The sequence below is a fragment of the Pseudomonas sp. FG43 genome (assembly GCF_057809175.1).
On the sequence record NZ_JBMDJL010000014.1, the window covers coordinates 37617 to 50175 of the forward strand.

8 protein-coding genes are annotated in these 12559 nt (G+C 59.9%); 5 read left to right on the forward strand and 3 right to left on the reverse strand.

Annotated elements, in window-relative coordinates; translation table 11 throughout:
- Positions 1–27: 27 nt before the first annotated feature.
- From psrA to ACODS3_RS17065, 3 genes are all read left to right on the forward strand, one after another.
- Positions 28–744 (forward strand): transcriptional regulator PsrA, encoded by a 717-nt coding sequence (gene psrA, locus ACODS3_RS17055; RefSeq protein WP_201002735.1) that lies wholly within the window; start codon positions 28–30, stop codon positions 742–744.
- 101 nt (positions 745–845) lie between these two features.
- Positions 846–1844 (forward strand): beta-N-acetylhexosaminidase, encoded by a 999-nt coding sequence (gene nagZ, locus ACODS3_RS17060; protein WP_201002893.1) that lies wholly within the window; start codon positions 846–848, stop codon positions 1842–1844.
- A gap of 9 nt (positions 1845–1853) precedes the next feature.
- Positions 1854–2594 (forward strand): S-methyl-5'-thioinosine phosphorylase, encoded by a 741-nt coding sequence (locus ACODS3_RS17065; protein WP_201002733.1) that lies wholly within the window; start codon positions 1854–1856, stop codon positions 2592–2594.
- Between the two features lie 126 nt (positions 2595–2720).
- Here ACODS3_RS17065 and ACODS3_RS17070 read toward each other — a convergent pair whose 3' ends face one another.
- The 3 genes from ACODS3_RS17070 to mfd all read right to left on the reverse strand — a co-directional run bounded on the left by ACODS3_RS17070 (position 2721) and on the right by mfd (position 9512).
- Positions 2721–5456 carry a DEAD/DEAH box helicase gene (locus ACODS3_RS17070; protein WP_489035394.1) on the reverse strand — a complete coding sequence of 912 codons (2736 nt, stop codon included), beginning with the start codon at positions 5454–5456 and terminating at the stop codon, positions 2721–2723.
- Between the two features lie 67 nt (positions 5457–5523).
- Positions 5524–6048, reverse strand: a complete 525-nt coding sequence (locus tag ACODS3_RS17075; RefSeq protein WP_201018567.1) for a CsiV family protein — start codon at positions 6046–6048, stop codon at positions 5524–5526.
- A gap of 11 nt (positions 6049–6059) precedes the next feature.
- Complete coding sequence (gene mfd, locus ACODS3_RS17080; RefSeq protein WP_304574267.1) at positions 6060–9512, reverse strand: transcription-repair coupling factor; 3453 nt, start codon at positions 9510–9512, stop codon at positions 6060–6062.
- Positions 9513–9727: 215 nt separating this feature from the next.
- Between mfd and ACODS3_RS17085 the strand changes: the two genes are divergently transcribed.
- On the forward strand, positions 9728–11191 hold the full coding sequence (locus ACODS3_RS17085; RefSeq protein WP_201002725.1) for a glyceraldehyde-3-phosphate dehydrogenase: 1464 nt from the start codon (positions 9728–9730) through the stop codon (positions 11189–11191).
- A gap of 95 nt (positions 11192–11286) precedes the next feature.
- A complete protein-coding gene (locus ACODS3_RS17090) occupies positions 11287–12552 on the forward strand; it encodes an MFS transporter (protein WP_304574266.1) in 1266 nt (421 codons plus the stop codon).
- Positions 12553–12559 lie beyond the last annotated feature (7 nt).

A 12559-nucleotide genomic window follows, 5' to 3' on the forward strand; every position in this document is an offset into this window, starting at 1 on the left:
AAACGTTCGTTTGTTAGGCAGAGAGCCATGGCCCAGTCGGAAACCGTTGAACGCATTCTTGATGCTGCCGAGCAATTGTTCGCAGAAAAAGGCTTTGCTGAAACCTCCTTGCGTCTGATTACCAGCAAGGCGTCGGTCAATCTGGCTGCAGTGAACTATCACTTCGGCTCCAAGAAGGCCTTGATCCAGGCTGTGTTCTCGCGTTTTCTGGGGCCGTTCTGCATCAGTCTCGAACGCGAGCTGGAGCGTCGTCAGGCCAGGCCCGAGCAAAAGCCAACCCTTGAAGAGCTGCTGGAAATGCTCGTCGAGCAGGCTCTGGTCGTTCAGCCACGCAGCGGCAATGACCTGTCGATCTTCATGCGCCTGCTGGGGCTTGCGTTCAGCCAGAGCCAGGGCCATTTGCGTCGCTATCTTGAAGACATGTACGGCAAGGTGTTTCGCCGCTACATGACTCTGGTCAATGAAGCTGCCCCGCGTATTCCGCCTATCGAGCTGTTCTGGCGTGTGCATTTCATGCTGGGTGCCGCAGCCTTCAGCATGTCCGGTATCAAGGCCTTGCGCGCCATTGCCGAGACCGATTTCGGCGTCAACACCTCCATCGAGCAGGTCATGCGCCTGATGGTGCCGTTCCTGGCGGCTGGCATGCGTGCGGAAACCGGCGTGACGGATGCCGCAATGATCGCTGCGCAGCTCAAGCCGCGCACCAAAAGCTCTTCAAGCGCCCCCGCAACTGCCAAGGCCTGACGATTCCTGGATGCGCTCGCATTGCGCGAGGCTCCAGGATCAAGCACCATGCCCGGATTGATTGGCAATGGTGTGTTAAGGGTTTTTCTATGAGTTCTGGCCTGCAAGGCTCCCTGATGGTCGATGTCGCCGGTACCTGGTTGACCGCCGAAGATCGTCAGTTTCTGCGTCAGCCCGAAGTGGGCGGTTTGATTATCTTTGCCCGTAACATCGAGCATCCACGTCAGGTACGCGAGTTGAGCGCGGCGATTCGCGCTGTTCGCCCTGATCTGCTGCTGGCGGTGGATCAGGAGGGTGGCAGGGTGCAACGCCTGCGACAAGGCTTCGTGCGTTTGCCTGCAATGCGCGCCATTGCCGATAAACCTGATGCCGAGTTGCTGGCTGAGCACTGTGGCTGGCTGATGGCGACCGAAGTGCTGGCTGTTGGCCTGGACCTGAGTTTCGCGCCGGTACTGGACCTCGATTTCCAGCGCAGCGCGGTGGTCGGAACCCGTTCCTTCGAGGGCGATCCCGAACGTGCGGCCTTGCTGGCCGGTGCCTTTATCCGTGGCATGCAGGCTGCCGGCATGGCGGCCACTGGCAAGCATTTCCCCGGGCATGGCTGGGCGGAAGCCGATTCCCATGTGGCAATCCCCAATGATGAGCGCAGCCTGGACGAAATCCGCAGCAAGGACCTCGTGCCCTTTGCGCGCCTGAGCAAACAACTGGCCGCCGTGATGCCTGCCCATGTCATCTACCCGCAGGTCGATTCGCAGCCTGCCGGGTTCTCCCGTCGCTGGTTGCAGGAGATCCTGCGCGGCGAACTGCAATTTGACGGTGTTATCTTCAGTGACGACCTGTCCATGGCGGGTGCTCATGTGGTGGGCGATGCGGCCAGTCGCATCGAGGCCGCTCTGACGGCCGGTTGTGACATGGGGCTGGTCTGTAATGACCGGGCTGCTGCCGAGCTGGCCTTGAGTGCGGCACAACGCCTGAAGGTCAAGCCTTCTGCGCGCATTGCCCGCATGCGGGGTCAGGCACATGCCTCGACGGATTATCGCCAGCACCCGCGTTGGCTGACGGCGCTTCAAGCGCTGCGCAATGCACAATTGATCGATTAAGGATTTGCAATGACGGTTTACGCGATTATCGGTGGTACAGGCCTGACCCAGCTTGAAGGGCTGAACATTCGCCAGTCTCTGCCCATGAATACGCCTTATGGTGCGCCGTCCGGCGAAATCCAGATCGGGGATTATGCCGGTCGCGAAGTGATGTTTCTGGCCCGCCACGGTCATCCTCATCGTCTGCCGCCGCATCAGGTCAATTACCGCGCCAATATCTGGGCCTTGAAGCAGGCTGGTGCGCAGGCGATCCTGGCAGTGAACGCCGTGGGCGGTATCCATCCGGCCATGGGTACCGGCCATTTCTGCGTGCCCCATGATCTGGTGGATTACACCAGTGGTCGTCAGCACACCTTCTTTGCCGACGATCTGGAGCAGGTCACCCATATCGACTTCAGCTACCCCTACAGCGAAGCGCTGCGTGCCCGGCTGATTGCCGCTCTGGCGGCAGAGGGTTGCGAGTTCAGTGATCGTGGTGTGTATGCCTGCACCCAGGGGCCGCGTCTGGAGACGGTGGCCGAGATCGTTCGCCTTGAGCGTGACGGATGCGACATCGTCGGCATGACCGGGATGCCCGAAGCAGCGCTGGCTCGCGAGCTGGAGCTGGATTACGCCTGTCTGGCGCTGGTGGTCAATCCGGCGGCGGGCAAGTCCACGGCAATCATCACCATGGCCGAGATCGAGCAGGCGCTGCGTGATGGCATGGGCAAAGTGAAAGCGACCCTGGCGCGGGTGCTTTCGGCGCAGTAGCGTACATATCACTTGTGGGAGGGGCCTTGGCCGCGACGACCAGCTTACAGGCAACACATTTTCAGCGTTGATGATGAAGCTGTCGCGGCCAAGGCCCCTCCCACGAGTTTTGAGCCACCTGGCCTCTTATTTCCTGCCTTTCTTCGGCGCAGCCGGCAGCGGCGCGAACAGCGCCTGCAGGTCTTCGTCCCGTAGCTTCCAGTCACCCGCCGAGCGCCCATCCAGAACGCCTGCCGCCAGTGCCGATTTCTCTTGCTGCAAGCGCTGGATCTTCTCTTCCACGGTGCCACGGGCAATCATCTTGTAGACGAATACCGGCTTGTCCTGACCGATGCGATAAGCGCGGTCGGTGGCCTGATTTTCGGCTGCCGGGTTCCACCACGGATCATAGTGAATCACGGTGTCGGCAGCGGTCAGGTTCAAGCCGGTGCCTCCTGCTTTCAGGCTGATCAGGAATACCGGCAGCTTGCCGTTCTGGAAGTCGTGGATCGGTGTGCGGCGGTCGCGGGTCGAGCCCGTGAGCAGGGCGTAGGGAATGCCGCGCTGTTCAAGCTCTTGCTCGATCAGGGTCAGCATCGAAGTGAACTGCGAGAACAGCAGGATCTTGCGGCCCTCGGCCAGCAGTTCCTCGAACATCTCCATCAGGCTTTGCAGCTTGGCCGAGCTGCCTTGTTTGCCAGGAATCGGCATGTCGTCGTTGACCAGTCGCAGGTCGCAGCAGACCTGACGCAGCTTGAGCAGGGCTTCAAGAATGATGATCTGGCTGCGGGCCACGCCCTTGCGGGTGATCTCGTCGCGTACCTTCTTGTCCATGGCCAGGCGTACGGTCTCGTAGACGTCGCGTTGCGCGTCATTGAGTTCGACCCAGTGAATGATCTCGGTCTTGGGGGGCAGTTCGGTCGCGACCTGCTCCTTGGTGCGGCGCAGCAGGAACGGTTTGATACGGGCGTTGAGGTGGTGCAGCCGATCCACATTGCCGTGTTTTTCGATGGCCGTTCGGTAGTTGCTGTTGAATTCCTTGCTGCTGCCCAGCCAGCCGGGCATCAGGAAGTGGAACAGCGACCACAACTCGCCCAGGTGGTTTTCCAGCGGCGTGCCACTCAGGCAAAGGCGCTGGCGGGCATTTAGGTTGCGGGCTGCCTGGGCTGCCTTGCTGTTGGGGTTCTTGATGTATTGCGCTTCATCGAGAATCAGCACGTGCAGCGGCAGTTTCTCCAGCAGTTCAAGATCTCGTGGCAGCAGGGCGTAGGTGGTCAGGATCAGGTCGTAGTCCTGAAGGTTGCTGGCTTCCTGATGACGATTGGCGCCATACAGGGCCAGGACCTTGAGTTGCGGTGTGAAGTTTTCGGCTTCGTCCAGCCAGTTGGGGATCAGGCTGGTGGGCATGACGGCCAGGGCAGGGCGATCCAGGCGCCCGGCCTGCTTCTCCATCAACAGATGCGTCAGGGTTTGCAGGGTCTTGCCCAGGCCCATGTCATCGGCCAGAACACCGCCGACTTCCAGCTCGCGCAAGGACTGCATCCAGCTCAGGCCTTCCAGTTGGTAAGGGCGTAGCGTGGCGTTCAGGCCTTCGGGCAGGCTGACCGGCGCATCCTTGATATTCACCAGTCGTTCGGCGAACTGTCGCAGCCGGTCGCCGCCTTGCCAGACCAGCGGCATATCATCGAGTTCGGTCAGGCGCGCAGCATCGGCCCGGCTCATGCGCAGGGTGTTGCTGTCTTCCTCGCGCCAGTAGAAATCACCGAGGGTTGCCAGCACTGGCTTGAGGCGGCCATAGGGCAGTGCAACCTGCACCGGCCCGCCGCCACTCTGGGTGAAGTGGTTGAGCTGGACCAGCAATTGCTCTTCATCGCCGCGCTTGGCAACGGCCGAAGGGCTCATCAGTTCCGGGTGGCTGCGCAGCAGGTTGATCAGAATCGGCAGCAGGCTCAGGCGCTCGCCGTTGACGATGATGCCCAGTTCCAGATCGAACCAGTCGCGTTCGGTTTCTTCATCGATGACCGCATACCAGTCATCCACGGGAGTGACATCAAAGCCGAAGTCATCGCGTATCTCGATTTCCCAGCCTTGCTCGCGCAGCCTTGGCAGATCGTCCAGCACAAAATGCAGCCACGCCTTGTCGGTGGGCAGTTCATACATGTCGCCGGCGCTGTCGGGCAGGGCCTTGCTTTGCCGGGTGGCGACCTTGAAACCGATGTCGTTCAGTTGCTGGCGATATTGCCGCTCCTGCTCGCCCTGGCGGCGTATGCGCAGGGTTTCGGTTTCGGTGTGCTCGATGATGTCGCTCTTCTGGTTGACCAGATCGCTGCCCAGGGAGCTGACCAGAATGCTGACGTTGGTCGTGCCAACGGCATAGTGCTTGCCATAGGCGAAGGCCAGCGCTGCCCGATGCTGGATATGACGCTGCATGCGCCCGTTGCGCGGTTCATAGGCGCTGAACTCGACACTGGCCAGAATCAGGCGTGGTACGGGTTTCATATCGTCGATCAGGCGTTCGGGCAGAGTGGCCTTGGGCTCGACGACCTCTGGAGTATGCGAGGCCATGGCGGCTGCAATGGCAGGCTTGTTTGCCGGGTCCTGCAGGAAGTGCATGGCTGCTACGCAGTGCTTGCAGTCATTGTGTACAGGGCAGGTGCATTTGCAGACCAGGAAATTCTTGTAGCGATCCGGGTCCTTGAACAGCAGGGTCTGGGTGTAGAGCTCGAACCCTGAGCCCCGGCAGGTGGTACGAATGATCTGCGGGCTGGACTCTTCGAGTGCGATGCGTTTTTGCAGGGCGTAGCTGTACCCCCGCTCAAGAGTCTGGGGTTTGAATAGCTGTGTCCATGCAGAGGCAAGGACTTTTTCGAGAATGGACGACACAGTTTTAAAAAGCCCTACGCCGTAGCGATGCTCAAAAGAAAGGGAGCGCAGTCGCGCTCCTGAATGCTCAAAGGGGAGAAACTTTTATCAGCAGGGCCAGATTGCTGTTATCCAGATAGATCAGCTCGCCGTTCTTGACCCTGGCGCTCTGTTTCATGCGCTCACTGCTGATCAATATGCCATGGGGATCAAGCTGGTTGATCCAGAAGTCCGCAGAGATATCGGTAAAGCGTGCGATGGCCAGGCTGACGGTGCCCTCTATCGGGAAGTGGCCGAGCTGTTCCTGGCCGCTGGTAACGGCCATTTTGCTTTTTTCGGTGCCGATGCTCTGTTGCCAGGCCTTCTGCAGCAGCACTTGATAAGTGCCGCTGTCCTGAAGTTTTTTGGCCATATCGTTCAATGCAGGGCTGCGCTGGTTGCTGGAGTCGATCCGGCTGGCTCCGGCGCTCCAGTCTTCGGGGGCGAACTGCAATGTTGCGGCAGGCTCGCCGAGCTGGCGAAACAGGATCATTTCCACCTGATACAGGCTGTCGGCAAAGGCTGTCGGGGCGACAAGCGTCAGCAGCAGGATCAATGAACGAAACAGACGCATGGATGAATCCTTCAAGCAGTTTTCGGGGTCAGGCGCTCAAGCAGCGCTTCGATCGTATTGAAGCGCTCTTCGGGACGCTCCATGGGGACCATGAATTTGAAGAGTGTGGCACCTTCGAATTTGTAGCGGTTGGGCTGGCTCTGGATCAGTTTGATCAGTGTCAGCGGGTCAACCGGTGTATCGGCTGCGAATTCCAGACGTCCACCCTGAGGCCCGGCATCGATCTTGCGGATGCCCAGCTGCTCGGCATGCAGCTTGAGCAGCGTGATGCGTATCAGGCTCTTGGTGGGTTCGGGCAGCAAGCCGAAGCGGTCGATCATCTCCACTTGCAGATCCTTGAGACCATCCTCGTCGGCGGCATTGGCAATGCGCTTGTAGAGAATCAGCCGGGTATGCACGTCCGGCAGATAGGACTCTGGAATCAATGCCGGGACCCGCAGGTTGATTTCCGGACCGCCACCCAGAGGCTGGTCGAGGTTCGGCTGTTCGCCCTTGCGGATAGACTTGACGGCGCGTTCGAGCATTTCCATGTACAGCGTGAAACCGACGGCCTGGATCTGGCCGCTCTGGCCGTCGCCCAGCAGTTCGCCGGCACCACGGATTTCCAGGTCGTTGGTGGCCAGTACAAAGCCTGCGCCCAGGTCCTGGGTGTTGGCGATGGCTTCCAGGCGCTTTTCCGCATCCGGCGTGATCTGCTTGCGTGGCGGTGTCAGCAGGTAGGCGTAGGCCTGGTGGTGGCTGCGCCCGACCCGGCCACGCAACTGGTGCAACTGAGCCAGGCCGAACTTGTCGGCGCGCTCGATGATGATGGTATTGGCGCTTGGCACGTCGATGCCGGTCTCGATGATGGTCGAGGCGATCAGTACGTTGAAGCGCTTGTGATAGAAGTCGCTCATCACCTGTTCGAGTTCGCGTTCGCGCATCTGGCCGTGGCCGATGCCGATGCGTGCCTCGGGGACCAGTTCAGCCAGGTCGGCGGCGCATTTTTCGATGGTCTTGACGTCGTTGTGCAGGTAATAGACCTGACCGCCGCGCAGCAACTCGCGCAACAGTGCTTCCTTGATGGTCGGCTTGTTCTGCTCCATGACGAAAGTGCGCACCGAAAGCCTGCGGGCAGGTGGTGTGGCGATGATCGACAGGTCGCGCATGCCCGACACCGCCATGTTCAAGGTCCGCGGGATCGGTGTTGCGGTCAGGGTCAGGATGTCGACCTCACTGCGCAGGGCCTTGAGCTGTTCCTTCTGGCGAACTCCGAAACGGTGCTCTTCGTCAATGATCACCAGCCCCAGATTCTTGATTTTCACATCGTCCTGCAACAGCTTGTGGGTGCCGATGACGATGTCGATCTTGCCTTCGGCCAGATCGGCCACGGCAGCGCTCACTTCCTTGGCGGACTTGAAACGGCTCATGACCTCGACCCGGACCGGCCAGTCTGCAAAGCGGTCACGGAAGCTGTTGTAGTGTTGCTGGGCGAGCAGGGTGGTAGGCACCAGAATTGCCACCTGACGTCCGCCGTGTACGGCAATGAACGCGGCGCGCATCGCGACTTCGGTCTTGCCGAAACCCACATCGCCACAGACCAGCCGGTCCATGGGCTTGGGCGCCAGCATGTCGGCGCGTACGGCTTCGATGGTGGTTTGCTGGTCCGGCGTTTCCTCGAACGGGAACCCGGCGCTGAAGGTGGCGTAATCGGCCTTCGGGTCCTGGAAGGCATAGCCTTCGCGGGCGGCCCGGCGTGCGTAGATATCCAGCAGTTCAGCAGCAACGTCGCGTACTTGTTCGGCGGCCTTGCGCTTGGCTTTCTGCCAGGTTTCCGAGCCCAGGCGGTGCAGCGGCGCGTTGTCGTCGTCGCTGCCGGTGTAGCGGGCAATCAGGTGCAGGTTGGCGACCGGAACGTAAAGCTTGGCGTCTTCGGCATAGGCCAGCATCAGGAACTCGGCAACCTGGTTTTCGACTTCCAGCGTCGCCAGGCCAAGATAGCGACCAACGCCGTGATCGATATGCACCACCGGCGCGCCTTCGCGCAACTCGGTCAGGTTCTTGATCACTGCATCGTTGTTGCCGCCGTCGTTGCGCTTTTCGCGACGTCGACGCTGCATGACCCGCTGCCCGAACAACGGGCTTTCAGCGACCAGTGCCAGTGCCGGCTGCTCAAGCAGCAGGCCTTCGTCCAGAGGTGCAATGGTGATTGCCAGCCGGTCCTTGCCGTTGACGAAGTCCAGCCAGTTATCGACAGTCCTGGGCCTTAGTTTCAGGCGATCCAGCAGCTCCAGCAGCACCTCGCGGCGTCCTGCGGATTCGGCAGTGAACAGTACGCGGCCGGGGAACTCGTCGAGAAAGGTCGACAGCGCGGCAAGCGGCTGGCTGGCCTTGGCTTCGATGGCCAGATCCGGCAGGCCCTGGGCCGGGAAGCGTTCGCGACCGACGCCGGGCTCGACATCCTGCTGGCTGGCAACGACTCGCGGCCAGCTTTTGAGGCGTGAAAAACAGTCTTCCACCGGCAGGAACAGCTCGGCAGGCGGCAGCAGCGGGCGATCCGGGTCGATGCGGCGCTCTTCATAGCGGTTGCGCACATCGTTCCAGAAATTCTCGGCGGCCTGTTCGATGCCGGGTAGCGAGAACACTTGTGTGTCCTGAGGCAGGTAATCGAACAGGGTCGACGTTTCTTCGAAGAACAGCGGAATGTAGTACTCGATACCGGCTGGCGTGATACCGCTGCTCAGGTCCTGGAAGATCGTGCTGCGCCGGAAGTCCACATCGAAGCGCTCGCGGAAGCGGGCCTTGAAGCGTGTGACTTCTTCTTTCTGTAGCGGAAATTCGCGGGCCGGCAGCAGGCGTACCGAATCGACCTTGTCTATGGAGCGCTGGGTGTCCGGGTCGAAGGTGCGCAGGGTTTCGATTTCGTCGTCGAACAGGTCGATTCGGTACGGCACCTTGCTGCCCATCGGGAACAGATCGATCAGCGCACCGCGCACCGTGAACTCGCCATGCTCATACACCGTGTCGACGTAGCGATAACCGCTGGCTTCCAGGCGCGTGCGCATGGCCTCGACATCAAGCTTCTGACCGACATCCAGCACCAGGCTGCTGCCCAGCAGGAAGCGGGTCGGTGCCAGTCGATGTAGGGCCGTGGTGATAGGGACTACCAATACACCATGATCCAGTTCCGGCAGGCTATAGAGGCTGGAGATGCGCTGGGAAATGATGTCCTGGTGCGGCGAGAACAGATCGTAGGGCAGGGTTTCCCAGTCCGGAAAGTGCAGGACCGGCAGCGTCGGAGCGAAGAACCTCAGCTCCTGTTCCAGCCGCTCGGCGCTCTGGCTGTCGGCGGTCAGAAGCAGGGTGAAGCGCTTGGCGGCGCTGGCGGCCTCGGCAATAGCCAGGCTCAGTGCGGCACCGGGAAGGTTGCCCCAGTGTTGTTTGCCTGCGGCGGCAGGAAGAAGCGGTAGACGCAGAACGGGCACGGAAGGTCGGACTCCAGGCGTTGCGACAGGGGCGGCGATTGTACCGGGGGAAGGTGGTGGCTGTCAGTTTTCAGCTCAGCTTGAAGCATAAAAAGCCTGGCCCGGCAATTTCCTGCGTGTATGGGGAACAAATGTAGTGCGCATCGATCTGACAACGGCGCATTGCTCATAAACAAAGGCGGCGGCATAATGTAGCCCCTTTTTTCAGCCCCTACATGTGGAAGGTTCCCGTGACTCAGAAGCCCGACCAGTGTCTTGGTGAATGGATCGATCGTGAAGCGCTCGCCGAGGCGATGATTCCGCTTATCGGCCAGCTCTACCGCAATAACAATGTGGTGAGTTCGATCTATGGCCGCAGCCTGATCAACCGTTCAGTCATCGCGATTCTCAAAGCTCACCGCTTTGCGCGTCATCGCCAGTCCGACGCACTTGAGTTGTCCGTGCACGAGACTTTCCCGCTCGTCAAGGCGATGAGCGAGCTTGAGCTGGGCGCCGCTTCGGTGGACCTGGGCAAGCTGGCCGTGAAATTCAAGGCCGAAGGCAATGGCCGTTCCGCCGAGCAGTTCGTGCGTGAAGAGCTGGCCAGTGTGGTTGGCAAGAAAAACGCCACTCCTGCCAAAGGCACCGACGTCGTGCTTTACGGTTTCGGCCGTATCGGTCGTCTGCTGGCCCGTATCCTGATCGAGAAGACCGGTGGCGGCGAAGGCCTGCGCCTGCGCGCCATCGTTGTCCGCAAAGGCGCGGAAAACGATCTGGTCAAGCGTGCCAGCCTGCTGCGTCGTGACTCGGTACATGGTCCGTTCGACGGCACCATCACCATCGACGAAGCCAACAGCACCCTGACTGCCAACGGCAACCTGATCCAGATCATCTACGCCAAGAACCCTGCCGAGGTGGATTACACCCAGTACGGTATCAAGGACGCTCTGCTGGTGGACAACACCGGTGTATGGCGCGATGCCGACGGCCTGGGCCAGCATCTGGCCTGCCCTGGCATCGACCGCGTCGTTCTGACTGCGCCTGGCAAAGGCAAGCTGAAGAACATCGTGCACGGTATCAACCACGGTGAAATCACTGCCGACGACAAGATCGTGTCCGCTGCGTCCTGCACCACCAACGCCATCGTGCCGGTGCTCAAGGCCGTCAACGACAAGTTCGGTATCGTCAACGGTCACGTTGAAACGGTTCACTCGTACACCAACGACCAGAACCTGATCGACAACTTCCACAAGGGCGATCGTCGTGGCCGTAGCGCTGCGCTGAACATGGTCATCACCGAAACCGGTGCTGCCACTGCTGCTGCCAAGGCCCTGCCTGAACTGGCTGGCAAGCTGACCGGCAACGCTATCCGCGTACCGACGCCGAACGTTTCCATGGCCATTCTCAACCTCAACCTTGAGAAAGCCACCAGCCGCGAAGAAATGAACGAGTACCTGCGTCACATGGCGCTGCACTCGGATCTGCACAAGCAGATCGATTTCGTCAATTCGCAGGAAGTGGTTTCCACCGACTTCGTTGGCTCGCGCCACGCCGGTGTCGTGGATGGCGAAGCAACCATCGTCAACGATAACCGCGTTGTTCTGTACGTCTGGTACGACAACGAATTCGGTTACAGCTGCCAGGTTGTCCGCGTCATGGAAGATATTGCCGGCGTCAACCCGCCAGCGTTTCCACAGTAATGATGTAATTGCCCGGTTCTGCCGGGCAGTTCCTCTAACGGGCCGAATCCTGTATCTACAGGTTTCGGCCCGTTTTGTTTATGGAGAGTCGCTTGATGAGCGGTGGTTCGACGATGGAACGTTCGCAGAAACAGCTCAAAAGCAGTTTCTTCCTGTTGTTTCTGACGATTTTTATCCCTTTTGGCTTGGGCCATTTCGTTTCGTACATGTTCCGTACGGTCAATGCGGTGATCTATGTCGACCTGCAAGCTGACCTGAGCTTGCCAGCGAGTAGCCTGGGATTGTTGACGGGGGCTTATTTCCTGACTTTCGCGGCGGCTCAGATTCCGTTGGGGGTCATGCTCGATCGTTACGGCCCTCGCAGTGTGCAGGCTCCGATGCTGCTGTTCGCGGTGCTGGGCTCGATCATCTTCAGCGTCTCCAGTACCGAGGCTGGCCTGCTGATTGGCCGTGGTCTGATCGGTCTGGGTGTGGCGGGGTCGCTGATGAGCGCCATCAAGGCCTGCGCCATCTGGTTGCCACCTGAGCGTCTGCCCTTGAGTACGGCTTGCCTGCTGTCGATTGGCGGGCTAGGGGCCATGGCTTCCACGACGCCCTTGCATGTGTTGCTCAACTGGTTCACCTGGCGTGAAGCATTTCTGATTCTGGCGTTACTGACTTTTTGTGTCGCCGTGATCATTCACGTCAGCGTTCCCCGCACTTACGAAGCCAAGAGCGCACGTTACTCCGACATGTTCGCTGCCGTGGGCAAGCTCTATTCGTCATGGACCTTCTGGCGCCTGGCTCTGTACTCGGTATTCGCCCATGCCATTTACATGTCGGTGCTGTCGTTGTGGATGGGGCCATGGTTGCGTGATATGGCCGGTCTGAGTGATTCAGGCATGGCCAGTGTGTTGCTGTTCGGCACTGTTGCCATGGTTGCCGGTTCTCTGGCGTTTGGCATGATCACTGACTATCTGCGCCGTTTCGGGGTGCAGCCGATCATGGTCTGTGGTGCCGGGATGGTGATCTTTATTGCCTTCCAGATGCTCATGGCCAGCGGCCTGCCGGTTTCGCCGTACCTGATTGCCATGGGTTTCAGCTTTTTTGGCACGTCCACCACCATGAACTACGCCATCGTTGCCCAGTCGGTTTCACCCGAGTTGGCGGGGCGCGTGAGCTCGTCCTTCAACCTGGTGGTGTTCGTTCTCGCGTTTTTCCTGCAATGGCTGATGGGGATCGTGCTGAATCTATGGCCCGTGGCCGAGGGGGCAGGGCATCCGATCGAGGCGTATCAGTGGTCACTGGGCCTCATGATTGCCTTGCAACTGCCGGGTGTATTGCTGTGGCTGAGTTTCAAGCCGTGGAAGTTGAAGGCCTGAAAATGAA

What these genes read in the sequence shown, in the direction of transcription:
- psrA (WP_201002735.1), top strand. Translation starts at nt 28, where the DNA reads ATGGCCCAGTCGGAAACCGTTGAACGCATTCTTGATGCTGCCGAGCAA.
- ACODS3_RS17065 (WP_201002733.1), top strand. Translation starts at nt 1,854, where the DNA reads ATGACGGTTTACGCGATTATCGGTGGTACAGGCCTGACCCAGCTTGAA.
- ACODS3_RS17075 (WP_201018567.1), bottom strand. Translation starts at nt 6,048, where the DNA reads ATGCGTCTGTTTCGTTCATTGATCCTGCTGCTGACGCTTGTCGCCCCG.
- ACODS3_RS17085 (WP_201002725.1), top strand. Translation starts at nt 9,728, where the DNA reads ATGTGGAAGGTTCCCGTGACTCAGAAGCCCGACCAGTGTCTTGGTGAA.
- ACODS3_RS17090 (WP_304574266.1), top strand. Translation starts at nt 11,287, where the DNA reads ATGAGCGGTGGTTCGACGATGGAACGTTCGCAGAAACAGCTCAAAAGC.